Genomic DNA, 23,893 nt, shown 5'->3' on the forward strand with positions numbered 1-23,893 from the left:
AGTTAAGCTTCTCTGCGCCGATGGTACTGCACTCGGGAGGGTGTGGGAGAGTAGGTCGCCGCCGGACAATCGTTTGGGGAAGGGGCTCGACGCTTACGCGTCGGGCCCCTTTTCTGTTTTCGGGGCCTGGCCTGCGTGCGGGGTTCTACGGGTTTTGCAGGAGGGGCTCGATCCGGTACGGGATCTGGGTGGACAGGGCGATCGTGCTGTCCGTGCGTTGCACCGCCGGGGAAGTCAGGATGTGGGCGATGATCTCCTGGAGGTGCTCGGTGGTCCGGGCCACCACCCGGCACAGCAGGTCGTGCTGGCCGCTCGTGCCGTGGACCTCCAGGATCTGCGGTACCGCCCGCAGCGCCTCCACCGCCTCCCCCAGCCGGCCCTGGGCGATCTGCAACCAGACGAACGCCAGGATCGGGTGCCCGGCCCGCGCCGGCGAGACGGTCGGGCCGAAGTCCTCGATCACGCCTCGGGCCGTCAGCTTCTCCACCCGTGCCTGCACCGTGCCCCTGGCCACGCCCAGCAGCCGGGCCAACTCGGTCAGGCCGATGCGGGGATGGGCTCGCATGGTCACGAGCAACCTGGCGTCCAGCTCGTCCACGTGACGACCCTCCGAAGACTGTGCGATTCGACCAGAAAACCATGCTTTGGCCGTACGGAAGCTAGCGTATCGCGCAGGGAAGCTGCGCGCTCTTGCCAGGAAAAGCGGGACTTGCTGTCATTTAGCGCATGTTTGAGGAAGCGCAGTACTTCGCCCCGGTCGCGGCCCAGGAGGATGGGTCGGTGGTGGTCGAGCTGTCCGCGTCCCATCCGGGGTTCGCGGATCCGGTGTATCGGGCGCGGCGCAACGCGATCGCCCGCCTGGCGCTCGGCTACCGGCCCGGGACGCCCATTCCCGCTGCTGAGTACAGCGAGCGGGAGCACGAGGTGTGGGCCGTGGTCACCAGGGAGCTGGGGGTCAAGCATCTCCAGTACGCCACGCGCGAATATCTTGACGGCGCGGCTCGGCTGGGGTTGCCGCGGGAGCGGATTCCGCAGCTCGAAGAGGTTTCCACCCTGCTTGAGCCGCTGACCGGGTTCCGGTATCTGCCTGCGGCCGGGCTGGTGCCGCTGCGGGAGTTCTACGGGGTGCTCGCGGACGGGCTGTTCCACTCGACGCAGTACATCCGGCACCATTCCATGCCCTTCTACACGCCGGAGCCCGATGTCATCCACGAGGTGATCGGGCATGCCAACGCGCTGGCGAACCCCCGGTACGCCGCCCTTTACCGCCTGGCCGGGCAGGCCGCGCGGCGGGTCGAGGGGGAGGCGGCGTTGGAGTTCGTGTCGAAGGTGTTCTGGTTCACCATGGAGTTCGGGGTGATGGCGGAAGGCGGCGAGCTCAAGGCGTACGGGGCGGGGATCCTGTCGTCGTACGGGGAGATCGAGGAGTTTCGCGGGATGGACATCCGGTCGCTGGAGCTGACCGCTATGGGCACGACGCACTACGACATCACGAAATATCAGGATGTGTTGTTCCGGGCCGAGTCGCTCCAGCACCTGGAAGACGTCGTGGGGGGCTTCTGGGACACGTGTGACGACGATTCGATCGCGAAACTGGTCGCCACCAGCGTCTAGCGGCGTGTCTGGATTTTTCGTGATAATGCTTGGGTGATCGCGGGCTCGGGGAAGGCGATACCACGGGTGGTCATCGCGCTCGCCCTGGTCCTGCCGCTGGTCTCGGCGCCTCGGACCGTTCCCGGTCGGCTTCAGACCGCCGTGCCTGTGCCGGTCCCTGTCGCGCGGCAGCTGGCGACCGCATCAGAGGTCGGGCAGGTGCCGTGGGGGAGGATCGAGGAGAGCGCGGGTGTGGAGGCCCTTCCGAAGATCCCGGACAAGGAGATCGGTAAGCGGCTCGATCGTTATCTGGCGAGCCGTCCCGGGCCGGTCACCGCCATGGTCAAGGATCTGACGACCGGGCGGCTCTACCGTTATCACCCCGGCGAGCACATGATCACGGCCAGCTCCGCAAAGGTGCAGATTCTCATGGCGCTGCTGCTCACGACTCCCTGGAAGAAGCTCCCCGCGAACGTCAAGCACGATGCCGAGCTGATGATCCGCTACAGCGACAATCACGCCGCGGACCGCCTCTGGCTCCGGATCGGGGGCGCGACAGGTTTCACCAAGGCGGGGCAGAGGTTCGGCCTGAAGCACACTCAGGGCGTTCCAGGCGACTGTGTGGACCTGTATTGCTGGGGCATCACCCGAACGTCCGCGGAAGACCAGATCCGCCTCATGAAGGCGCTCGTGTCCGGGAAGAGCCCGCTCAAGAAGAAGGAACGCGAGCAGGTGCTCAAGCTCATGGGCGAGGTCGTCGACGGCCAGGACTGGGGCGTCAGCGCCGCCGCGTGCGAAGGTGACCGCGTGGCGCTGAAGAACGGCTGGCTCAAGCGGGTCTCGACCAAGCGCTGGGCCACGATCAGCGTGGGCCTGGTCCGGGGCGACGGCCACGACTACGCCATTGCCGTACTCACCGAGGGGAGTCCCGAGGTGGGGTACGGCATAGCGACCGTCGAAGGGATGATCAAGAGGATTATGCAGTCGTTCCGGAAATGCTCGGCGTGACGAGCCGGTAGCCCACCCCGCGTACCGTCTGGATGAGCTGGTCGTCCTCGTCGCCCAGCCGCGCGCGCAGGCGTTTGACGTGCACCGCGATCGTGTTCGTCGAGGTGGTCGCCGCGGCGTGCCACACGTGGCGCATGATCTGCTCGCGGGTGACCGTGCGGTCGGCGTTGCGCATCAGATACTGCAGCAGCTCGAACTCCCGCAGCGGCAGGTGGACGGCCCGGCCGCCCACGCGCACCTGGTACGCCTGTACGTCCAGCTCGACCCCGCCCACGGCCAGCACCTTGCGTGACTCGGGCGAGGCCGCCTGGATGAACGGCAACAACTCGGGCACCCGGTAGGGCCGGGCCACGCAGGCCGCCGCGCCCGCGGCGAGCGCGCGTACCGCCTGCTCGGCGTGGCCCTCGCCGACGCCGAGCAGCACGGGTACGGCCCGCGCGAGGCGTACCGCGCGGACGAAGTCGACCGCGTCGATGACCGGGAGCGTGGCCGAGACCAGCACCACGTCCGGCTGCAGGGCCCCCGCCTGCAGGAGCCCCTGAGCGCCGTCAGGGACTCCTGTGACGGCCACGCCCTCGCGTTCGAGGGCTGCGGCCAGCTCCTCCACCACAGTGTCGTCGGGGTCGGCGATGAGCAGTACGGGCTTGGTCCTCGTGTCCCCGTTCATCGTGGATGCCGCCTGCTGTCGCGTCATCAGCCGAAGCGCCCAGTGATGTAGTCCTCCGTCGCCTTCTGGGTTGGGTTGGTGAACATGCGGGACGTCTCGTCCATCTCGACGACCTTGCCGGGCTTGCCCTGTTCGGCGAGGTTGAAGAACGCGGTCCTGTCACTCACGCGGGCGGCCTGCTGCATGTTGTGGGTGACGATGACGATCGTGTATTCGTCCTTCAGCTTGGCCATCAGGTCCTCGATGGCCAGCGTGGAGATCGGGTCGAGCGCCGAGCACGGCTCGTCCATCAGCAGCACCTGCGGCCTGACCGCGATGGCCCGGGCGATGCAGAGCCGCTGCTGCTGACCGCCGGACAGGCCCGCGCCGGGCTTGCTGAGGCGGTCCTTGACCTCGTTCCAGAGGTTGGCGCCCTTCAGCGACTCCTCGACCACGCCGTCGAGCTGCGACTTGCCGATGCGGCCGTTGAGCTTGAGCCCGGCGGCCACGTTCTCGTAGATCGACATCGTGGGGAACGGGTTGGGGCGCTGGAAGACCATGCCGATCATGCGGCGTACGGAGACGGGCTCGACGGTGGGGGCGTACAGGTCGTCGCCGTCGAGCAGCACCTTGCCTTCCACGCGTGCGCCGGGGATCACCTCGTGCATGCGGTTGAGCGTGCGCAGGAACGTCGACTTGCCGCACCCGGACGGGCCGATGAACGCGGTGATCGAACGGGGCTCGATGGTCATCGACACGTCCTCGATCGCCTTGTGCGACCCGTAGTACGCGTCGAGACCCGAAACTTGGATCTGCTTGGACATTGTGGCGTTTACCCCCTATCGGCCCCTGGCGGGCGAGCGCCACCAGGCGATCAGGCGCGCCACCAGGTTGAGCAGCATGACGATCAGGATGAGCGTGAGGGCTCCGGTCCACGCGCGGTCGATGGCCGTGTCGTTGGGCCGGGCCGCCTGGTCGAAGACGAAGAGCGGGAGACCCATCTGCGGTCCGGTGAACGGGTCGCTGTTGATGGAGTCGGTGAAGAACACCGTCATCAGCAGCGGTGCGGTCTCGCCGGCGACCCTGGCGACGGCCAGCATGACGCCGGTGACGATGCCGGTGAACGCCGTCGGCAACACGACCTTCATGATCGTGCGCCACTTGGCCACACCCAGCGCGTACGAGGCTTCGCGCAGGTCGTTGGGCACTAGCCGAAGCATTTCCTCGGCCGATCTGACCACGGTCGGCATCATCAGGATCGACAGGGCGACCGCGCCCGCCCAGCCGGAGAACTTGAAGCCGAGGAACAGGATCCAGAACGCGAAGACGAACAGGCCGGCAACGACGGAAGGGACGCCGGTCATGACGTCCACGAAGAAGCTGATGGCGCGGCTCAGGCGGCCGCCGTTGCCGTATTCGACCAGGTAGATCGCGGTGAACAGGCCGATCGGGACCGAGATGACCGAGGCGAGCAGGACCTGCTCCAGCGTTCCGATGATCGCGTGGTACGCGCCGCCGCCCACGTCCCTGGCGCCGATGCCGCGCATCGAGTGCGTGAGGAACTCCAGGTCGAAGCGGGCCAGGCCGTTGGAGATGACCAGCCAGAGCACCGAGATGAGCGGCACCACGGCCAGCGCGAACGCCAGGTAGACCAGGCCCTGGACGAACCGGTCCTTGATCCGGCGCCCGGACGAGATGTGCTGGATTCCTGTCATGCGCCGGCCCTCGCGTATTCCTTGCGGCGGTTGATGATCAGGCGGGCGCCCGTGTTGACCAGCAACGTGATGACGAACAGCACCAGGCCGGAGGCGATCAGCGCGCCGCGGCCGATCTGGGTGGCCTCGCCGAAGCCGTTGGCGATGTTGGCGGCGATGCTGTTGGCGTGGGGGGTCAGGATCTGGAAGCTGATGTCGAAAGTCGCGGGGAAGATCAGCGCGACCGCGATGGTCTCGCCCATGGCCCGGCCGAGGCCGAGCATCGCGGCGCTGATGACGCCGGGGCGGCCGAACGGCAGCACCGCCATCCTGATCATTTCCCAGCGGGTGGCGCCGAGCGCGAGCGCGGCCTCCTCGTTCATCTTCGGGGCCTGCAGGAAGACCTCGCGCGAGATGGCCGCGATGATCGGCAGGATCATGATCGCCAGTACGATCGAGCCCGCGATCATGGTCTTGCCGCCGATGGCGCCCTCGCCCCCGAACAACGGGAACCAGCCGAGGTTCTCGTTCAGCCACTGCGACGGCGTCCTGAGCAGCGGCACCAGGAACGTGATGCCCCACAGGCCGTAGACCACGCTGGGCACGGCGGCCAGCAGGTCGATCAGGTAGCCGAGCGGCGCGGCCAGGCGGCGGGGCGCGTAATGGGAGATGAACAGCGCCACGCCGACCGCGATCGGGGTGGCGATGACCAGCGCGAGCGCGGAGCTGAGCACGGTGCCGAACGCCAGGGCGCCGATCCCGAACACCTGGCTGCTGTTGGGCTCCCAGATCAGATCCCCGAAGAAGGAGCCCTTGTTCGCCTGGAGGGCGGGTATGGCCTCGCTGATGAGGAACACGGCGATGGCCGCCATGATCGCCAGCAGCACGACGCCCGCCGCGGTGGAGACGAAGCGGAAGAGCCCTTCACCATGGGTGCGCCGCGAGGCGGACCGGCCCGTGGCCGGCCCGCCATCACGGGTACGCAGGTTTGTCGTCATGGGCAGTTAGGAGATCGCCTCGACAGCGGAGCGAACCTTGGTGAGCAGGGTGCCGGCCAGCGGCGCGTAGCCCAGCTCCTTCAGCGCGGCCTGGCCCTCGTCGCTGGCGGTGTAGGTGAGGAAGCCCTTGACCAGCTTCGACTCCTCGGCCGACAGGCCCTTCTCACAGGTGATCTCGTACGTCACCAGCACGATGGGGTAGGCACCCGCGGTCTTGGTGGCGTAGTCGATCGACAGGGCGAGGTCGTTGCCGGCGCCCTTGACCTCGGCGGTCTCGACCGTCTTGGCCGCGCTGTCGGCGTTCAGCTCGACGAACTCGCCGGCGCCGTTGGCCACCTTGGCCTTCTGGAGCTGGGAGTTCTCGGCGAACGAGAGCTCGACATAGCTGATCGCGCCCTCGGTGTCCTTGACCGAGGAGGCGATGCCGTCGGAGCCCTTGGAGCCCTGGCCCTTGGCCTCGGCGGGCCACGCCTTGGCGGCCTCGTAGGGCCAGCCGGCGGTGGCCACCATGAACTTGGTGAAGTTGTCGCTGGTGCCCGACTCGTCCGAGCGGTGGAAGGCCTGGATCGGCGTGGACGGCAGCTTGGCGTCGGGGTTGTCGGCCTTGATGGCGGCGTCGTCCCACTTGGTGATCTTGCTGTTGAAGATGCCGCCGATCGTCTTGGGCGACAGCTGCAGGCCCTCGACCCCGGGCAGGTTGTAGACGACCGCGACCGGGCCGGTGACCATCGGGATGTTGATGGCCTTGCCGGTCTTGCAGCGGGCGTCGGCCTGGGCCGGCTCGTCTTCCTTCAGCGCCGAGTCGGAGCCGGCGAAGGCCACCGTGCCCTGAATGAACGCCTGCACACCGGCGCCGGAGCCGCTGGGCTGGTAGTTCAGGGTGACACCGGGGTTAGTGGCCGTGAAGTTCTTCGTCCACTCGGTGATCGCGTTTGCCTGGGCAGAGGAGCCCGCGGCGTTGATCGTGCCACTCAGACCAGCATCATTGCCCGCGGGGGCGGAGGCGGAGCTCGTGCTGCCACCTGCGGGGGCGTTGTTGTTGTCTGTGCCGCACGCAGCGAGCGAGAGCGCGCCGACGACGGCTACGGCGGCGAGCCGGCTTGCATACTTCACGGTTGGGTTCCTCCCACTTGGTCCTTAGTCGCCATGAAGCTATGCAGCAAAGGTGACTCAGACCCCCTACCGAGGGTGAACGTTCGGTGAACGCGCCTGGTCACCCTCATGATGGGTGGTATGACTTATCGCGTTTGCCTGGTGTGCATGGGGAACATCTGCCGATCGCCGATGGCGGAGGCCGTCCTCCGTCAGACGCTCGACGACCGCGGTCTGGGCGACCGGGTCACCGTCGAAAGCGCGGGAACGGGCGGGTGGCACGTGGGCGATCCCATGGACGAGCGGGCGCTGGCCATCCTCACCCAGAACGGCTACGACGGCTCCGCGCACCGGGCCAGGCAGTTCACCGGAGACTGGTTCCACCGCTACGACCTGGTGCTCGCCATGGACCGCGACAATCTGGTCAACCTGCGGCGGCTGGCGCCGTTCGGGGTGGAGGTGCGGTTGTTCCGCTCGTTCGACCCGGCGGCGCCGGACGACGCGGAGGTGCCCGATCCGTACTACGGGGGGCGCGAGGGGTTCGAGGAGGTGCTCGCGATGGTCGAGGCGGCCTCCGAGGGCGTGGCCAAGCACGTCGCCGATGAGATCGATTAGGGACCTGGGCTCGTCGCACGGGTGGCGGCTGCAGCGGGGCGTGCTGGACGACGGGCGCGAGGTGTTCGCGAAGACCGGCGCCGCCGCCTCCGGCGTCTTCGCGTCGGAGGCGGCCGGGCTGCGGTGGCTCGGCGAGGCGATCGCGGTGCCCGAGGTGGTCGAGGTCGGTGCGGACCGGCTCGTCCTGTCATGGGTACGCCAGGAGCCGCCGACCGCCGCGGCCGCCGAGCGGTTCGGGCGTTCGCTGGCCACCATGCATCGGGCCGGGGCGGCGGCCTTCGGGGCGCCGTGGCCGGGGTTCATCGCCGAGTTGCCCATGGACAATTCGGCCGCCGCCGACTGGCCTTCCTTCTACGGCTCGCGGCGGGTGCTGCCGTTCCTGCGGATGGCGCGGCTGCCCGCGCCGGACGTGGCCGCCGTCGAGCGGGCCGTGGAGCGGTTCGCCGAGGTCGCGGGGCCGCCCGAGCCGCCCGCGCGGATCCATGGGGATCTGTGGAGCGGGAACGTGTTGTGGTCCGGCGAATCCGGGGTGCTGATCGATCCTGCGGCCCATGGCGGGCATCGGGAGACGGATCTGGCCATGCTGGAGCTGTTCGGGTTGCCGTACCTCGATCGGGTCCTGGGGGCCTATCGGGAGGAGTGGCCGCCGGCGGAGGGGTGGCGGGAGCGGGTGCCGTTGCACCAGTTGCATCCGCTGCTCGTTCATGTGGTGTTGTTCGGGGGTGGCTATCGTGACAGCTTGATGAACGCGGTGCGGCGGGTGCTGGCGCTCTAGCTCGATTTGCGTTTCCGGTAGGCGCGTTGCTGGCAGGCTCGGGAGCAGTAGACGCGAGGGCGGCCCGTGGTCGTGGGCTCCAGCGTGGTGCGCATTCCTCGCAGGTTTCATCACGAGTTTCGTCACGCTCGCAGATGAGGGCTTCGATGCCGTCCAGGAGGCGGCGCAGGCCGAACTCGAAGGAGTCCTCCGGGTGGTCCCAGCCGCCCGCGGTCCACAGGTGGGAGATCGTGGGATAGCGGTCGAGGCGCTCGTACAGGGAGTCGCGGGCGCCCCACCACTCCTCCTCGGACACGCCGCTGCGGCGCTCCTCGCGCCGGGTCTCGACCAGCAGCAGGGCCTCCGCGTCGACGAAGCGGCCGACCAGGCCCACGACGGCGATCACCTCGGACTGCGGGCCGACAACACCTCCATCCTCGAGGTCGGGCCGCCGCTGGAGAACGTCGTCTATCGGGGGAACTTCTGGGACGCCGATCCGGTCGGGCACGAGAATCCGCCGGGCGGAGTGACGTAGGAGGGGAATGGCACGTACAAAGATGAACGGGAGCTGAACGCCGCCACCTCCGCCATCCAGGCCGAGGCCGGGCTGCGGCGTCAGCGTTGAGCTGTGCCGTTGAGGCGGTCGAGCACCTGGTCGTGCAGGATGCCGTTGGTGCAGACCAGGCTGCCGCCCTCCAGGCTCTGCACCCCGGCGACGTCGGTCCAGACGCCTCCGGCCTCCTCGACGATCACGGTGAGCGCGGCCATGTCCCACGGCGACAACTCGGGCTCGGCGGACAGATCCACCGATCCGTCCGCGACCATCATGTGCGACCAGAAATCCCCGTACGCCCTGGTGCGCCAGCAGGCGCGGCTGAGGTCGAGGAAGTTGTCGAGCCGGCCCGTCTTCTCCCACCCACCGAAGCTGGAGTAGGAGAACGACGCGTCCTCCAGGGTGGACACGGAGGACACGCGCATCCTGGACGCCTTGGTCAGGCTCTTGCCCGTCCACGCGCCGCCCTCGGTCGCCGCCCACCACCTGCGGCCGAGCGCGGGGGCCGAGACCAGGCCAACGACGACCTTGCCGTATTCCATGAGGGCGATCAGCGTCGCCCACACGGGTACGCCGCGTACGTAGTTCTTGGTGCCGTCGATGGGGTCGATGATCCACGACCGGGCGCCCCACCCGGTCTTGCCGAACTCCTCCCCCACGACCGCGTCGCGCGGCCGGGCGCGGCGCAGCGTGCCCCGGATGGCCTCCTCCACCGCGCGGTCGGCGTCACTGACCGGGGTCAGATCGGGCTTGGTGTCGACCTTGAGGTCGACCGCCTTGAACCGCCGCATGGTCATGTCATCGGCGGCGTCCGCCATGACATGCGCGAGGCGAAGATCATCGTTATATCCCTGCACGATCGCCCACGCTACCTTGTCGGGTATACCGAATATCAGTCACCAACGGCCCTTTTCTGGTAACTCCTGTTTCTGCTACTCACCAGTAGCATGTCCCTCATGTCGCCAGATGTCGGCGGCCTACTTCTTCGGTTTGTCCCTTTTGCCCGCACTTTGGGTATTCCGTTTGACTCGGTTGATGACGGGCCTGCCATCTGTCGCCTGCCCCATCGGGATGATTTGCACAATCATGTTGCGGGTGCGCTTTTCACGCTGGCCGAGTCCGGGGCCGCGGTGTTGTCCGCCTTCGGCCGGGCGGTGCCGCTGCCCACCACGGCGACCGTCACGTGGACCCTCCGCCCGAATCGTCCCTGACCGCCGCCGAGTCGTCGATGGTGCCCTCGCGGCTGGACAGGAGGCGGCGGAGGGATTCGAGGCGGGCCGGGTCGGCGTTGCCTGCGGCCACCCAGGCGTCCAGCGCGCAGCTCTCGTCCAGGTGGGCGCAGCCCTTCGGGCAGTTGACCGTGCCTTCCACCAGGTCCGGGAACGCGGCCAGGACCGTCTCCACCGACACGTGCGCCAGGCCGAAGCTGCGGACCCCGGGCGTGTCGATGATCCAGCCGCTGTCCGGCAGCTCCAGGGCGACGGCCGAGGTGGAGGTGTGGCGGCCGCGGCCGGTCACCGCGTTGACCTGGGCGACGGCGCGGTTGGCATCGGGGACCAGGGCGTTGACCAGGGTGGACTTGCCGACGCCCGAGTGGCCCACCAGGACGCTGAGGCGGCCGGTCAGGTGGTCGCGGAGCTCCTCCAGCGAGCCGCCCTTGTGTACGACGACATGCGCGACCCCCAGGGGCTCGTACAGGGCCACCAGGTCGTCCGGTGGGGCGAGGTCGGACTTGGTGAGGCAGAGCAGGGTGTCGATCTCGGCGTCGAACGCCGCCACCAGGATTCTGTCGATCATGCGGGGGCGGGGCGGCGGATCGGCCAGGGCGGTCACGATGACGAGCTGGTCGGCGTTGGCCACGACCGGGCGTTCGATGCCGTCGGTGTCTTCGGTGTCGTCGGCCGAGCGGCGCAGCATGGAGGTGCGGGGCTCCACGCGTACGACTCTGGCCAGCGTGTCGGGCCGGCCGGAGACGTCCCCGACCAGGGCCACCCTGTCACCCACCACGATGCCCTTACGGCCCAGCTCACGGGCCTTCATGGCCACCACCAGGCGGCGCTGCGGCTGCTTGCGCTTCTGGGCCGAGCCCTTGGGATGCTCCGGCTCGACCAGCGTCGTGTAGCGGCCCCGGTCCACGGCCACCACGAAGCCTTCGACGGCGTCCTCATGCGCAGGACGGATCCGGGTCCGCGGCCTGGAACCCTTGCCCGGCCTGACCCGTACGTCGTCCTCGTCGTATTCCCGCTTCCTCAGCGGTCTGCTCCCATGCGCTTGCTTTCCTCTCGTGGGTGCTTATCGGTGGGCGTTGGGTGACATCGGTGATGACACGAACCGTCCGGGCTCGCCTGGGCTACGGGGTGCGGCGCCTGGCGATAGACGGCCAGGCTTGTTCGGTGCTATGGGTGACCGGGCTTGTCCGGCATTGCTGGTGTTACTCATGCTTCGGCCGACGACGTGCGGTTGAGCCTCTTCGTCGCCATGCGAGCAGCGTGTCAGCACACGCCGCCCATTTCCGACGTTCCCGGCGCTTCCCCCATGAAACCAGCCGGTGCCACCGGGTGTCGGTGCGCGATCGCCGGGCCGGGAACCTCGCCGCCCCCGCCTGGACGAACTCCGGTCATCGGGCTTCCAGCATCGCCGTCCACATCTGCACGAACTCTGGAAGGGTCTTGGCGGTCGTCGCGATATTTTCCACCTCCACGCCGGGCACCGCGAGGCCGATCACGGCTCCGGCCGTGGCCATGCGGTGGTCGTCGTAGCTGTGGAAGGTGCCGCCGTGCAGCGGGCGGGGGCGGATGATGAGGCCGTCGTCGGTCTCCTCCGCGTCGCCGCCGAGGCGGTTGATCTCGGTGGCGAGCGCGGCCAGGCGGTCGGTCTCGTGGCCGCGCAGGTGACCCACGCCCCGGATGCGGCTCGGCGTGGTGGCGAGCGCGGCCAGGGCGGCGATCGTCGGGGTCAACTCGCCTACGTCGCGGAGGTCGGCGTCGATGCCGGAAATTTCGCCCGTGCCGGTGAGGACCAGGTCGGTGTCGGTCTGGCGGGTGACCGTGGCGCCCATGGTGGTCAGGAGGCCGCGCAGCGCGTCGCCTGGCTGGGTGGTGCTCACGGGCCAGGCCGGGATCGTGACCGTGCCGCCCGTGACCAGTGCCGCGGCCAGGAACGGGGCCGCGTTGGACAGGTCGGGCTCCACCGTCATGTCCCTGGCCGCGATCGGACCCGGCTCGACGCGCCACACGTCGCGCTCCCTGTCGTCCACCGTGACGCCCGCCGCCCTGAGCATCTGCACGGTCATCTCGATGTGCGGCTGCGAGGGCACCGGCGGGCCCACGTGGCGGATCGTGACGCCCTTCTCGAACCGCGCCGCCGTCAGCAGCAGGCCCGAGACGAACTGCGACGAACCCGACGCGTCGAGCGTGACCTCGCCGCCCGCCAGAGGCCCGCTGATCGTGAACGGCAGCGCGTCGTTGTCGACCCGCGCCCCCAGCATCCGCAGGGCGTCCAGGATGGGGCCCATCGGGCGCTTGCGGGCGTGCGGGTCGCCGTCGAAGTAGACCGGGCCGTCGGCCAGGGCGGCCATCGGCGGGACGAAACGCATGACCGTGCCCGCCAGCCCGGCGTCGATGCCGGCGCCACCGCGGATCGGACCCGGCGTCACGTGCCAGTCGACCCCCTCGGCCGTCTCGTTCGACGCCACCAGCGTGGTGCCCAGCGCCCGCAGCGCCGACACCATCAGGTCCGCGTCGCGGCTGCGCAGCGCCCGGCGCACGGTCCCCGGGCCGTCGGCGAGGGCGGCGAGGAGGAGCGCGCGGTTGGTCACCGACTTGGAGCCGGGCAGTGAGACGGTGGCGGTGACCGGGGCGGTCGCCGTGGGTGCGGGCCAGTGCGGAGCGGGCATGGTCAAAGACTACTGGGCGTGGTGGGGGCGGCTCGCAGCCTGTGGATAACGACTCCGTGGTGGTGGGGGGCTGTGGATAACGGCGCGCCCCCGATACGCAAGGATAACGGCGTGCGCGGACGCGCGGGGATCACGCCGTGTCGGGACGCGCGGGGCCCAGGCAAGCATGCGGGCGAAAGCCGTACGTGGCAATGTGGGGACATGTGCGGTAGATACGCCTCGGCGCGCAAGAAGCACGAGCTGCTGGAAGAGTTCCAGGTCGAGCTCGACGGCGACCCCGACAAGGAGCTCGGCGCCGACTACAACGTCGCGCCGACCAAGAACGTCTACGCCGTGCTGAGCCGCGTACCCAAAGAGGCCGAACGCGCGGTACGGCAGCTCAGGATCGTGAAATGGGGCCTGGTGCCCGCCTGGGCCAAGGACCCGTCGATCGGATCTCGGCTGATCAACGCCAGGATCGAGACGGTGGCCGAGAAGCCGTCGTTCCGCCAGGCGTTCGCCAAGCGCCGGTGCCTGCTCCCGGCCGACGGCTACTTCGAATGGATGCCCGTCGAAGGCGAAAAGAAGAAGAAGCAGCCGTACTTCATCCATCCCGAGGACGGCGGGGTGCTGGCCATGGCGGGCCTGTACGAGTTCTGGAAGGACCCGTCGCGGGCCGACGACGACCCGCTCAAGTGGCTGGTGACCTGCACCGTCATCACCACCGACGCGGAGGATCAGCTCGGCCGAATCCACGACAGGATGCCGATGATGATCGAGCGGGAGCGCTGGGCCGAGTGGCTCGACCCCAAGGTCACCGACATCGAGCAGGCCTCCGGGCTGCTGGTGCCCGCCGAGCAGGGACGGCTCACCGCGTATCCGGTCTCCACTGATGTCAACAACGTCAGAAACAATGGCCCGGACCTCATCAAACCCCTACCTGACGAAGAGGAAACCGCGCTTTTCTAAAGGTGTAAGAAGCGCGGTAAGTGGGCATCCGGTGAGGAAAGCGATGCAACCGTTCACTCGGTGTCACCGCCATAAAACCCCCTAATTGCACCGGGCGGGACAACCGGGGAGTTCTCGCCGCGGGCTGCCCTCTTTACCCGGAGGTGCGGATTCGTGGACGTCACGACCGCTCGTGAGCGGCTGGAAGACATGCTCGTGGAACTGGACCGCTCGATTGGGGTCCTGCAGGGCGACCCCGTCGCCGTACGCGAGCACTCGGCGGCCGACGCGGGCTCCGATCTGACCGACGCCGACGGCGCGCAGGCCATGCTGACCGTGGCCACCGCACAGCGGCGCGCGGTGATCGAGGCGATCAAACGCGTCGAGGAAGGCGTGTACGGCCACTGCGTCGACTGCGGCAGGCCGGTCCCCGAGGGCCGGCTCGAAGCGCGGCCCGAGGCGGCGCGATGCGTGCAGTGCCAGGGCAAGCGAGAGCGCCGCCGCTAGAGAGCATGCACGCCGCCGGCCACGAAGAACGGCGGCTCAGCTCTTGCGGGCGCTGGCCACCAGATGGATGCCGACCGTGTCGTCGTCGTCGGGGTGGGCCTCGAGCTCCGTGCGTACCAGCCAGGTCAGGGAACGCGTGTCGGACCCCAGCACGTGGTCCACCGTGGACGGCGACAGCACCGTGCGCGGACGCATCCACTCCACCTCGAGCCCGGCGCCCATCAGCAGCTCGCGCAACTGCCCGCTGCTGAAGCACCGTGTGATGCTGCCGTCCGGCCACGGCACGAGCATGACCTCGCCGGTCTGCCGCAGATGCTGCCACTGCTCCTGCTCGGCCAGGATCGCCATGCCCAGCACCAGCGAGTCGACGCACACCAGCGCCCGCCCGCCCGGCCGCAACACCCTGGCCACGTCGTTCATCGCCGACTCCGCCATCAGCTCGATCGACATCACCCGCTCCTCCGCGAGCACCGCGTCCACGCTCGCGTCGGGCAGGAACGCCAGATCGTCGGCGCGTACATGACGCACCAGGTCGGCGTCCCGCAATCGCGACTGCCCGTCCAGGGTCCTGCGGAAGTCGAGCACCTCGATCACCCGGTGCCCCGCCCTGGCCGCCTGGCCGGACCATCGCCCGCGGCCGCCGGAGAGATCGAGGATCACCGAGGGTTCGCCTGGGAGCCATCGGTTCAGTTGTTCGGCGGCGACGGCGCGGTAGAAGGTCCAGTACGGCCCGAGCGTCCCTGAGCCGTTCAGTTCCTCGGCCGGAATGGGCAGCACACGCGACTCCTGGGTTCCGGAAAAAGGGCTACCAGCCGGTACGTATGGACGTTCCCCGCACCGGGTCCTTCGTACCTTCTATCTTGCGGGAACAGACAAGAGCGCGGGCGTGTTGCGACGAGCATGCTCACATTGGTAGAACCCCGGCCCGCCGACCAACAGGTCAGCGGCCAGCGGGTATCCTCCCCTGAGTACGGTGTTCCGCCACAGCCGGCCACCGGTGATCTTAGGGGGGTGGGTCCGGTGCCCGCGACAGGCGCGGAGACGCTGGAGCAGCGAAGCGAGCGATTCGAGCGCGACGTCATGCCGTATCTCGAGCAGCTCTACTCCGCCGCGCTCCGGATGACCCGGAATCCCGCGGACGCGGAGGACCTGCTGCAGGAGACCTTCGCCAAGGCGTTCGCATCGTTCCACCAGTTCCAGCAGGGCACCAACCTCAAGGCGTGGCTCTACCGGATCCTGACCAACACGTTCATCAACAGCTACCGCAAGAAGCAGCGCGAGCCGAAGCAGTCCGGCACCGAGGAGATCGAGGACTGGCAGCTCGCCCGGGCCGAGTCCCACACCTCCAGCGGCCTGAAGTCGGCCGAGGTGGAGGCGCTCGACCACCTGCCCGACGGGGACATCAAGCAGGCGCTCGCCGCGCTGCCCGAGGAGTTCAGGATCGCGGTCTATCTGGCCGACGTCGAAGGCTTCCCCTACAAGGAGATCGCCGACATCATGGGCACTCCGATAGGCACTGTGATGTCGAGGCTGCACAGGGGACGCAGGCAGCTGCGGGGCCTCCTTGAGGACTATGCCCGTGAGCGCGGCCTGGTCCCGGCGGAGGGATCGAAATGAGCTGTGGCAAGCCCCATGACACCGACTGTCGCGAGGTGCTCGACAAGGTCTACGCCTACCTCGACGGGGAGCTGACCGATGGCGACGTCGTGGAGATCCGCGTCCACCTGGACGAGTGCGACCCGTGTCTGAAGGAATACGACCTGGACAAGGCGATCAAGGCGCTCGTGCACAAGCACTGCGGCTGCGATCCCGTTCCGGCGGACCTGCGTTCCAAGGTGCTGGCCCGCATCGCTCAGGTGAGGTCGGAGCTGGCCGACTAGGATTCAGCGCATGCGCGTGTTGGTCACCGGAGGCGCCGGGTTCATCGGGTCCACTCTCGTCGATCGCCTGCTCGCCGACGGGCACGAGGTCGACGTGGTCGACGACCTGTCCACCGGGAGCAGGGACAACCTGGCGGGCGCCCTCGCCAGTGACCACTTCCGGCTGCACGAGCTGGACGTACGCGATCCCGCGCTGGTCGGCTTGGTCGCCGGGTTGCAACCGGAGGTCGTCTGCCATCTGGCCGCCCAGATCAGCGTGCGCAAGAGCGTCGCCGACCCGGTGCACGACGCCAGTGTCAACGTCGAGGGCACCGCGTCCGTGCTCACCGCGGCCCACGAAGGGCACACGCGCAAGGTGGTGTTCGCCTCGTCCGTGGCCATCTACGGCCGGCCGACGACGATCCCCGTGCCGGGTGACGCGGCCGTCGACCCGCGCTCGCCGTACGCCGCCTCGAAGCTGAGCGGCGAGACCTACCTCGCCACGTTCCGCGCCCTCTACGGCATCGAATACACCACGCTGGTGCTCTCCAACGTCTACGGCCCGCGCCAGTCGCCGGAGGGCGAGGCCGGGGTGGTGGCGATCTTCACCGACGCCCTGCTCAGCGGCACGCCCACGGTCCTGTACGGCGACGGCACCCAGACCCGCGACTACATCTACGTCGACGACGTGGTCGACGGCCTCGTGCGGGCCTGCGGGCAGGAGGGCAACGGCCGCCGGTTCAACCTCGGCACCGGCATCCAGACCACCGACCGGCGGCTGCACTCGCTGATCGCCGACGCGGCGGGCGCCCACGACAAGCCCGGGTTCGCGCCGCCGCGCCTGGGCGACCTGCCGGCGATGGCGGTCGATCCGGTGCCCGCCCACGAAGGGCTCGGCTGGCAGCCTCGTACGGACCTGCCGAGCGGGGTGAAGAAAGCCGTCGAATGGGCCCGAAGCCGTCGCGGCAAGTAGTTGCTTGATTACGCTTTGCTTGCGATTTCCCACTCCGCCCATACGGCCACGTCGTCTTCTGTAGCGTGAACCCCAGAAGTCGACGTGGAGGCATGTGGATGATGAAGGTTACGGTCGCCCGGCTGCTCACGGCCATCGTGTTGATCACTCCGGTGGTTGTGATGATCGGCCGAGCGATGCCGCCCGGGGTGTCCTGGACCTGAACGCCGTAGGGGGCCGCAATGCGTGAACTGCCGTGGCCCGCAAGGGTCTATCTGGTCGCCGTGATCGGGGTGGCGACCGCTCTCATCGCACGTAGTGTGATCACCTCCGGCGCGCCGGTGGCGCCGGAGGACCTGGACGTGCTGCTGGTGCTCGCGCTGCTGTTCCTGGTGTGCGAGTCGATGCCGACGCTGCTCAACGTGGAGCAGTTCGCGGTGTCGGTCAGCTTCTCCGCCTCGCTGGCGGCCGTGGTGCTGATCGGCCCCGAGGGCGCGGCGCTGGTGGGGCTCACCGCGATCCTGAGCGTGCGTCCGGGGCTGCCGCTGATCAAACGGTTGTTCAACGGCGCGCAGTTCGCCATCTGCGGCTACGCCGCCGGCTGGGTCTACCAGGCGCTCGACGGCAAGGTCGGCGTGCCGCAGGTCAACGCGTTCGACGACCTCATCGGCCCCTACGCCGCGGCCACCGGCGTCTTCGTGCCGCTCAACATCGTGCTCACGCTGACCATGATCGCGCTGGCCACGCAGGTGCGGGCGACCGAGGTGCCGATGCGCGGCATGGCCCAGTTCCTGCTGTCCTACCTGGGATACGGGACGTTCGGGCTGCTGGTGGCCGGGCTCTGGGCGACCGTGCAGTCGATCTCGGCGGTGCTGGTGCTGCTGCCGTTGTTCGTGGCCCGGTGGGCGTTCGGCCAGTACCACGCCCAGCAGCGCTCCTACGACGCCACCATCGCCGCGCTCTGCCAGGCCGTGGAGACCAAGGACTACTACACCCGGGGCCACTGCACGCGCGTCTCGCTCGCCTCCTCCATGATCGCCCAGGAGATCGGCATGGGCCTCGAACGGGTGCGGGCGATCCGCTACGCGGGCATGCTGCACGACGTGGGCAAGCTCGGCGTGCCCACCAAGGTGCTGCAGAAGGACGGGCCGCTCACCGAGGAGGAGTTCGCCGCGATCCAGCTGCACCCGATGCGCGGCCTGGAGATCGTGCGCGGCATCGGCTTCCTCGACGAGGCGTACGCCGGGATCATGCACCACCACGAACGCCACGACGGCACCGGCTACCCGATGGGGCTCGCCGGTGACGAGATCCCCGAGTTCGCCAAGGTCATCGCGGTGGCCGACGCGTTCGACTCGATGACCTCCGACCGCTCCTACCGGGGCGCCAGGCCCGTCGGGGAGGCCGTCGACGAGCTGCGCAAGACCGCGGGCACCCACTTCGACCCCGTCATGGTCGCGGCCTTCATCCGGGCCCTGGATCGCGAGCCGTGGCAGCCGCCGCGCCGCGTCGATCCGCCGCCGCCCGACGCCGCCGAGACGCCGATCAAGGACCACGACGATCCGACCATGCCCATCGAGGTCGTGACCGGGCCATGATCACCACAGAGCGCGCCAGGCGTACCGAACGGTCGCTGAACACGGTCCTGCGCCGGCTCGACTCGGGCCAGCTGCTGCTCATCTGCGCGGCCGGGCTGGTCGCGGTCGCGGGCGTCGCCCACACGGCCGCCGTCGGGCTCGACCGCACGGAGATCGCGGTCGGGTTCGGGGCGCTGATCGCGGTCGGCGAGCTGGCCAGGCTCACCATGCCGGGCAACAGGGAGGTCGCGCCCATCGGCGCCGCCGCCGCGCTCGGCTACACCCTGCTGCTCGACCTGAGTCAAAACCCGCTGCGCCACTCCGCGTTGCAGGTCGTGGCCGTGATCGCGGTCGGGATGGTCGCGGGAGCGCTTCCGCACCTGGCGGTCGGCCGCCCGCCGCGGCTGGACGCGATGGCCCGGCGGCTGCTCACCGGCGCGCTGCTGGCGTTCGCGTTCCGGCCGCTGGCCGATCCGCTCTACGCGCTCACCAAGCCGCCGACCAGCACCTGGTGGCCGGCGCTCGCGGTGATGGTGGCGCTCATCGCGATCACATTGCTGATCGACGTGCTGATCGCGGCGCTGCTCAGGGCCGAGCAGGTGCGCACCGCGTTCCGGGTGGCGGTGCGCGACGAGATCAACATGGCGTTCCCGCTGGGCGCCGCCGTGGCCTCGTCCGGGGTGCTGCTCGCGCTGGCCACGCACAGCATGGACCTGGTCGCCCTGCTGGTGTTCGCCGCGCCGCTGCTGGTCACGCAGGTGGCCTTCAGGAAGTACGCGGGGATCCGCGCGACCTACCTGCAGACCGTACGCGCGTTGTCGCGGGTCACCGAGGTCGGCGGCTACGTCGAGCCCGGCCACTCGCGCAGGGTGAGCCGCCTGGCCGTGGCCATCGGCAGGGAGCTGGGCATGGCCGAGCCCGAGCTGCTGGAGCTCGAATACGCCGCGCTGATGCACGACATCGGCCAGCTCTCGCTGCGCGACCCGATCCCCGGCGGCGCCACCGTGCTCACCGAGCCCGAGCAGGCCCGGCGCATCGCCGAGCTGGGCGCGGAGGTGATCAGGCAGACGGGCGTGCTCGACCGGGTGGCCGAGGTGGTCAGGCGGCAGTGCGACCCGATCGGCGACGACCCGCCGCTGTCGAGCCGGATCATCAAGGTCGCCAACGCCTACGACGACCTGGTCGGGCCGTCGACCGACCGCGACCGGGCGGGCGCCGCGCTGGAGCGCATCCGGCTGTCCTCCGGCGGCGCGTACGACCTCCACGCGATCGACGCGCTCACCCGGGTGATCGACCGCGGACGCGTCTAAGTCTTACAAGTCCTGCCGGGTTACCACCCGCTCACAATTGTGGGGTTCCTACAGATCGTGATCGCCGGATCGGTGGTTTAGGGGGAAAGGGAACAAGCCGGTGGCGGCCATAGGGTGGGCGGCGTGCTTACTGAGACGCTCGGACCCGTTCTGATCGCCAACCGAGGGGAGATCGCGCGGCGGATCATCCGCACGGTCAAGCGCCTGGGCCTGCGCGCCATCGCCGTGCACTCGGAGGCCGACGCCGACCTGCCGTTCGTCCGCGAGGCCGACGAGGCGGTGCTGATCGGCCCCGCCAACCCCGCGCAGAGCTACCTGGACGCGGCCAAGGTGCTGGAGGCGGCCCGCGCGACCGGAGCGCGGGCGGTTCACCCGGGTTACGGCTTCCTCGCCGAGAACGCCGCGTTCGCCAGGGCCGTCATCGACGCCGGGATGGTGTGGATCGGCCCCGCGCCCGAGGCCATCGACCGGATGGGCGACAAGATCAACGCCAGGAACCTCATGGAGGCCGCCGGCGTGCCGGTCGCCGCGGGCACCCGCGAGCCGGTCACCGACCTGTCACTGGCGCTGAAGGCCGCCGAGTCCATCGGCTACCCGGTCATGGTCAAGACCGCGGGCGGCGGCGGTGGCATCGGCATGAGCGTGGCCCACGACGACGAGGGCCTGGCCAAGGCGTACGAGCAGGCGGCCAGGGCGGCCTCCAGGTTCTCCGGGGACGCGCTGGACGGCCCCGCCGTGCTGCTGGAGCGCTATATCGAGCGGGCCCGCCACGTCGAGGTGCAGATCCTCGGCCTGCCCGACGGCCGGGTCGTGGCGCTGGGCGAGCGCGACTGCTCGGTGCAGCGGCGCCACCAGAAGGTCGTCGAGGAGTCGCCGTCCCCCGGCATCACCCCCGAGCTGCGCGAGCGCATGCTGGCCGGCGCCGTGCGGGCCGGTGAGGCCGTCGGCTACCTGGGCGCGGGCACCGTCGAGTGCCTGGTCGACGCCGGCAAGCAGGACTTCGTGTTCCTGGAGATGAACACCAGGCTGCAGGTGGAGCACCCGGTCACCGAGCTGGTCACCGGGCTCGACCTGGTCGAGCTGCAGCTGCGCGTCGCGGCCGGGGAGAGCCCCGTAATAGACGCCCAGCCCACCGGGCACGCGATCGAGTTCAGGGTCTACGCGGAGGATCCCAAGCGGTTCTTCCCCGGGCCTGGCAAGATCACGGCATGGGAGGAGCCGGTCGGCGACGGCGTACGCGTGGACTCGGGCTACGCCGCGGGCAACACGGTCACCCCGTTCTACGACCCGCTGGTGGCCAAGCTCTGCGTCCACGGCGCGAGCCGGGCCGACGCGCTGGAGAAGGGGCGCAAGGCGGTGGACGCGTTCGTCATCGAGGGCCCCAAGAACAACCTGCCATTCTGTGCGGAGCTGTTGGAGAACGCGGAGTTCGTCACCGGCGACTACGACACGGGCCTGGTCGCGCGCATGCGCGCCTAGTGGGAACATATTGGTGAAAGAGGGGAGTCCCGGTGGCTGAGGTACGCGCGGAGATGGTGGCGAACGTGTGGAAGGTCGTCGTCAGCGAGGGCGACACCGTCTCCGAGGGCGACACGCTGGTCATCCTCGAGTCGATGAAGATGGAGATCCCGGTGCTCGCCGAGGACGACGGCATGGTGGCGCAGCTCAAGGTGGCCGAGGGCGACGTGATCCAGGAAGGCGACCTGATCGCGGTCATCGAGTAGTGCGGGAAATGAACTTGGCGCGGTCGACCACCACGCGTTCGATGCTGCCCCTGCCCACGACGGCGTGCTTGTCGTGGGCTTCGAAGGCGAAGACCAGCCGCCGGCCGTCCACTTCGGTCAGCTCGACGCCCACCTGGACGTGCGCGCCCAGCGGGCTGGCGGCCAGGTGTTCGAGCTCGACCCGGGTGCCGACGGACGTCTCGCCGGGCGCGAGGTGCCGCTCGATCGCTCGCACGGTCGCCGTCTCGGCCAGCGCGAGCAGCCGGGGCGTGGCGAGCACGGGCACGTCTCCGCTGCCGATCTTCTTCGCGGTGTCGTCCATCTCGACCACGAGGAGCAACTGGGCGCGGAGACCCGGAACGAGCGTCATGTGATCAGCCTATGGCGGCGGAGTCCGCGCCCATTAATGGGGCCCGCTGACTTCCTGGAAACGCGGACAAGTGCTGGCATAAGGCCGCAGGATAGGGTGTGTACGGCTTGAGGCATTTGAGTGGCATGTGGGACAGGTGAGTCGTACACTCTCTGAGTTCCGTGACCACTGTGTTACCTCACCGCGATAAAAGTTCGCTTTGTTGGAGAACTGCGGGGTGGAAGAGGTTACAGAGGTAGGGGGGTAGCGGGGGAGTCATGGTGGCCCAAGGGACGACGCTGGCGGGGCGGTATCGGCTGGATACCCGCATCGGCGCCGGTGGCATGGGCGAGGTGTGGCGCGGCGAGGACATCGTGCTGGCGCGCACCGTCGCCGTCAAAGTGCTGCTTCCAGGCCGCATGGAGGACCCGGGGTTCGTCGCTCGCTTTCAGGGGGAAGCCAGGGCGATGGCCACGATCAACCACTCCGGCGTCGTCGACGTCTACGACTACGGAGTGAGCGGCGACACCGTCTACCTGGTGATGAAGTTCGTGGACGGCGAGCCGCTCGACCGGCTGCTGGCCCGGCTGGGCAGGATCCCGCCGCAGGCGGCCATGGAGCTGATCGCGCAGGCCGCCTCGGCGTTGCAGGCCGTACACGACCAGGGGATCGTGCACCGCGACGTCAAGCCGGGCAACCTGCTCGTGCAGCGTGACGGCACGCTGGTGCTGACCGACTTCGGCATCGCGCGCTCCGACCTGGCCAACCGGCTCACCGACGCCGGCATGGTGCTCGGCACGGCCGCCTACTGCGCGCCGGAGCAGGCCGAGGGTGCTCCCGTGACGCCCGCTGTGGACATCTACGCGCTCGGCGTGGTCGCGTACGAGTGCCTGGTGGGGCAGCGGCCGTTCAACGGCGACAGCGCGGTCACGATCGCGCTCAAGCACATCCGGGAGGCGCCGCCGCCGCTGCCCGCCGAGATCCCGCCGCCGGTGCGCACGCTGGTGGAGATCGCACTGGCGAAGGATCCGACCAGGCGTTACCCGACGGCCAAGGCCATGAGTGAGGCGGCCAAGGCCATCGCCAGCGGCCAGGCGCCCGCCGAGCCGATGGTGTCCACCGGGGCCACGATGGCGCCGCCGGTGGAGGCGTACCAGACGGGGGCGCACCAGGCCCGTCCCTCCGATGAGACCACGGCGGTGGTCGAGCGGCGCGGGGGCGGTCGTCGCGCCGCCAAGACCCCGCGCAGGACCGGGCTGATCGCGGGCATCGCCGTCGCGGTGGTGCTCGGCGTGGGGGCAGGGGCGATCGCGCTGACGGGCATGACCCCCGGCGACCCGACGCCCACGGCCACGGGCGTGCCCGTGGGCGACTCGTCGAGCGACTTCAAGACGACCAAGCCCCCAATCAGGAGGACCACCAGGCCGCCCACGCCGACAACGTCGGAGCCCAAGCCGACGTTCACGAGGCCGCGGCCCACGGCGACCGAGGAGGAAGAGCCGACCAAGACCCCCACCTCGACGCCGACGACCACGAAGACGCCGACCAAGACGCCGACGAGCACGCCCTCGTCGACGGTCAAGAAGGTGCTCGTGCCGAAGGTGGTCGGGCTGTCGTTCCTGGTGGGTCAGGAGCGGGTCGAGGCGGCCGGCTTCGTGTCGGAGCTCGACGACAGGACCACCACCTCCAACGGCCCGCGCTGCGGCAAGATCCAGCAGACGGTGCCGGGTGCGGGGGTGTCGCTGGAGGTGGGCAAGACGGTCAAGCTGGTCGTGGTCGACGGCGTCTGCCCGGAGAACAACCCGAGTCCCAGCGCCACCGCCACGACCAAGTAGGAGCG

25 protein-coding genes, 1 rRNA gene and 1 pseudogene are annotated in these 23,893 nt (G+C 69.2%); 15 read left to right on the forward strand and 12 right to left on the reverse strand.

All coding sequences use genetic code 11. The features are described from left to right. Positions 1-67: ribosomal RNA gene (rrf, locus tag ACFLIM_RS50400) — 5S ribosomal RNA — on the forward strand; the annotation flags it as partial. Positions 68-145: 78 nt separating this feature from the next. Here the strand turns inward: rrf and ACFLIM_RS46310 are convergent. Continuing rightward, positions 146-598, reverse strand: a complete 453-nt coding sequence (locus ACFLIM_RS46310) for an Lrp/AsnC family transcriptional regulator (protein ID WP_393176543.1) — start codon at positions 596-598, stop codon at positions 146-148. Between the two features lie 128 nt (positions 599-726). Between ACFLIM_RS46310 and ACFLIM_RS46315 the strand changes: the two genes are divergently transcribed. Together ACFLIM_RS46315 and ACFLIM_RS46320 are read left to right on the forward strand one after the other, a co-directional pair. Continuing rightward, positions 727-1,614, forward strand: a complete 888-nt coding sequence (locus tag ACFLIM_RS46315; RefSeq protein WP_393176545.1) for a phenylalanine 4-monooxygenase — start codon at positions 727-729, stop codon at positions 1,612-1,614. 33 nt (positions 1,615-1,647) lie between these two features. Next, positions 1,648-2,601: a serine hydrolase gene (locus ACFLIM_RS46320; protein ID WP_393176547.1), complete on the forward strand. Its 954-nt coding sequence runs from the start codon at positions 1,648-1,650 to the stop codon at positions 2,599-2,601. Here the strand turns inward: ACFLIM_RS46320 and ACFLIM_RS46325 are convergent. From ACFLIM_RS46325 to pstS, 5 genes are read right to left on the reverse strand one after another with little or no spacing between them, the layout of a single operon-like run. Then, complete coding sequence (locus ACFLIM_RS46325) at positions 2,570-3,295, reverse strand: response regulator transcription factor (RefSeq protein WP_393176549.1); 726 nt, start codon at positions 3,293-3,295, stop codon at positions 2,570-2,572. The two genes, ACFLIM_RS46320 and ACFLIM_RS46325, sit on opposite strands and share 32 nt — an antisense overlap. Beyond that, entirely contained in the window at positions 3,295-4,071 is a 777-nt protein-coding gene (gene pstB / locus ACFLIM_RS46330) for a phosphate ABC transporter ATP-binding protein PstB (protein ID WP_393176551.1), read from the reverse strand. The genes ACFLIM_RS46325 and pstB overlap by 1 nt, the downstream gene beginning before the upstream one ends. 15 nt (positions 4,072-4,086) lie before the next feature. After that, positions 4,087-4,962, reverse strand: coding sequence for a phosphate ABC transporter permease PstA (gene pstA / locus ACFLIM_RS46335; protein ID WP_393176553.1), 876 nt, complete (start codon positions 4,960-4,962; stop codon positions 4,087-4,089). After that, positions 4,959-5,939 carry a phosphate ABC transporter permease subunit PstC gene (gene pstC, locus ACFLIM_RS46340; RefSeq protein WP_393176555.1) on the reverse strand — a complete coding sequence of 327 codons (981 nt, stop codon included), beginning with the start codon at positions 5,937-5,939 and terminating at the stop codon, positions 4,959-4,961. The genes pstA and pstC overlap by 4 nt, the downstream gene beginning before the upstream one ends. A 6-nt stretch (positions 5,940-5,945) precedes the next feature. Then, a complete protein-coding gene (gene pstS, locus ACFLIM_RS46345; protein ID WP_393176557.1) occupies positions 5,946-7,052 on the reverse strand; it encodes a phosphate ABC transporter substrate-binding protein PstS in 1,107 nt (368 codons plus the stop codon). A 120-nt stretch (positions 7,053-7,172) separates the two neighbouring features. Here pstS and ACFLIM_RS46350 point away from each other — a divergent pair, with 120 nt between their 5' ends. Together ACFLIM_RS46350 and ACFLIM_RS46355 are read left to right on the forward strand one after the other, a co-directional pair. Then, positions 7,173-7,646 (forward strand): low molecular weight protein-tyrosine-phosphatase, encoded by a 474-nt coding sequence (locus ACFLIM_RS46350; RefSeq protein WP_393176559.1) that lies wholly within the window; start codon positions 7,173-7,175, stop codon positions 7,644-7,646. Beyond that, entirely contained in the window at positions 7,633-8,421 is a 789-nt protein-coding gene (locus ACFLIM_RS46355; RefSeq protein ID WP_393176561.1) for a fructosamine kinase family protein, read from the forward strand. The genes ACFLIM_RS46350 and ACFLIM_RS46355 overlap by 14 nt, the downstream gene beginning before the upstream one ends. A 196-nt stretch (positions 8,422-8,617) precedes the next feature. Here the strand turns inward: ACFLIM_RS46355 and ACFLIM_RS46360 are convergent. The 4 genes and pseudogenes from ACFLIM_RS46360 to aroA all read right to left on the reverse strand — a co-directional run. Beyond that, a pseudogene (locus ACFLIM_RS46360) lies at positions 8,618-8,908 on the reverse strand (hypothetical protein); the annotation flags it as partial. Between the two features lie 107 nt (positions 8,909-9,015). Next, positions 9,016-9,810, reverse strand: a complete 795-nt coding sequence (gene hisN, locus ACFLIM_RS46365; RefSeq protein WP_393176563.1) for a histidinol-phosphatase — start codon at positions 9,808-9,810, stop codon at positions 9,016-9,018. 322 nt (positions 9,811-10,132) lie between these two features. Beyond that, a complete protein-coding gene (gene rsgA, locus ACFLIM_RS46370; RefSeq protein ID WP_393176631.1) occupies positions 10,133-11,206 on the reverse strand; it encodes a ribosome small subunit-dependent GTPase A in 1,074 nt (357 codons plus the stop codon). Between the two features lie 364 nt (positions 11,207-11,570). Further along, entirely contained in the window at positions 11,571-12,848 is a 1,278-nt protein-coding gene (gene aroA / locus ACFLIM_RS46375; RefSeq protein WP_393176565.1) for a 3-phosphoshikimate 1-carboxyvinyltransferase, read from the reverse strand. Between the two features lie 201 nt (positions 12,849-13,049). On the opposite strand from aroA, the gene ACFLIM_RS46380 reads away from it, so the two are divergent. Beyond that, positions 13,050-13,796, forward strand: a complete 747-nt coding sequence (locus tag ACFLIM_RS46380) for an SOS response-associated peptidase (RefSeq protein WP_393176567.1) — start codon at positions 13,050-13,052, stop codon at positions 13,794-13,796. 153 nt (positions 13,797-13,949) lie between these two features. After that, positions 13,950-14,282: a TraR/DksA family transcriptional regulator gene (locus tag ACFLIM_RS46385; RefSeq protein WP_393176569.1), complete on the forward strand. Its 333-nt coding sequence runs from the start codon at positions 13,950-13,952 to the stop codon at positions 14,280-14,282. Positions 14,283-14,318: 36 nt separating this feature from the next. Here the strand turns inward: ACFLIM_RS46385 and ACFLIM_RS46390 are convergent, their stop codons facing one another. Continuing rightward, complete coding sequence (locus tag ACFLIM_RS46390) at positions 14,319-15,059, reverse strand: class I SAM-dependent methyltransferase (protein ID WP_393176571.1); 741 nt, start codon at positions 15,057-15,059, stop codon at positions 14,319-14,321. A 234-nt stretch (positions 15,060-15,293) separates the two neighbouring features. On the opposite strand from ACFLIM_RS46390, the gene ACFLIM_RS46395 reads away from it, so the two are divergent. The 7 genes from ACFLIM_RS46395 (at position 15,294) to ACFLIM_RS46425 (ending at position 21,704) form a co-directional block, all read left to right on the forward strand. Next, complete coding sequence (locus tag ACFLIM_RS46395) at positions 15,294-15,899, forward strand: sigma-70 family RNA polymerase sigma factor (RefSeq protein ID WP_379522374.1); 606 nt, start codon at positions 15,294-15,296, stop codon at positions 15,897-15,899. Next, on the forward strand, positions 15,896-16,162 hold the full coding sequence (gene rsrA / locus ACFLIM_RS46400; protein ID WP_393176573.1) for a mycothiol system anti-sigma-R factor: 267 nt from the start codon (positions 15,896-15,898) through the stop codon (positions 16,160-16,162). The genes ACFLIM_RS46395 and rsrA overlap by 4 nt, the downstream gene beginning before the upstream one ends. Before the next feature lie 10 nt (positions 16,163-16,172). Beyond that, the gene (locus ACFLIM_RS46405; protein ID WP_393176575.1) at positions 16,173-17,114 is read left to right on the forward strand and encodes an NAD-dependent epimerase/dehydratase family protein; all 942 of its coding nucleotides are present in this window, start codon (positions 16,173-16,175) and stop codon (positions 17,112-17,114) included. A 221-nt stretch (positions 17,115-17,335) separates the two neighbouring features. Beyond that, entirely contained in the window at positions 17,336-18,691 is a 1,356-nt protein-coding gene (locus ACFLIM_RS46410) for an HD-GYP domain-containing protein (RefSeq protein WP_393176577.1), read from the forward strand. Beyond that, positions 18,688-19,980, forward strand: coding sequence for an HD-GYP domain-containing protein (locus ACFLIM_RS46415; protein WP_393176579.1), 1,293 nt, complete (start codon positions 18,688-18,690; stop codon positions 19,978-19,980). Before ACFLIM_RS46410 ends, ACFLIM_RS46415 begins: the two co-directional genes overlap by 4 nt. 123 nt (positions 19,981-20,103) lie before the next feature. Beyond that, positions 20,104-21,459 carry an acetyl-CoA carboxylase biotin carboxylase subunit gene (locus tag ACFLIM_RS46420; protein ID WP_393176581.1) on the forward strand — a complete coding sequence of 452 codons (1,356 nt, stop codon included), beginning with the start codon at positions 20,104-20,106 and terminating at the stop codon, positions 21,457-21,459. A 32-nt stretch (positions 21,460-21,491) separates the two neighbouring features. Then, positions 21,492-21,704: a biotin/lipoyl-binding carrier protein gene (locus ACFLIM_RS46425; RefSeq protein WP_393176583.1), complete on the forward strand. Its 213-nt coding sequence runs from the start codon at positions 21,492-21,494 to the stop codon at positions 21,702-21,704. On the opposite strand, the gene ACFLIM_RS46430 is transcribed toward ACFLIM_RS46425, so the two are convergent. Further along, entirely contained in the window at positions 21,694-22,074 is a 381-nt protein-coding gene (locus ACFLIM_RS46430; protein ID WP_393176585.1) for a thioesterase family protein, read from the reverse strand. The genes ACFLIM_RS46425 and ACFLIM_RS46430 overlap by 11 nt on opposite strands. Positions 22,075-22,331: 257 nt before the next feature. Between ACFLIM_RS46430 and ACFLIM_RS46435 the strand changes: the two genes are divergently transcribed. Further along, the gene (locus tag ACFLIM_RS46435; RefSeq protein ID WP_393176587.1) at positions 22,332-23,888 is read left to right on the forward strand and encodes a protein kinase domain-containing protein; all 1,557 of its coding nucleotides are present in this window, start codon (positions 22,332-22,334) and stop codon (positions 23,886-23,888) included. The last annotated feature ends 5 nt before the right edge of the window (positions 23,889-23,893 follow it).

Origin of the sequence: Nonomuraea marmarensis, assembly GCF_043197025.1 — a bacterium.
In the GTDB taxonomy this organism is placed as follows: domain Bacteria; phylum Actinomycetota; class Actinomycetes; order Streptosporangiales; family Streptosporangiaceae; genus Nonomuraea; species Nonomuraea marmarensis.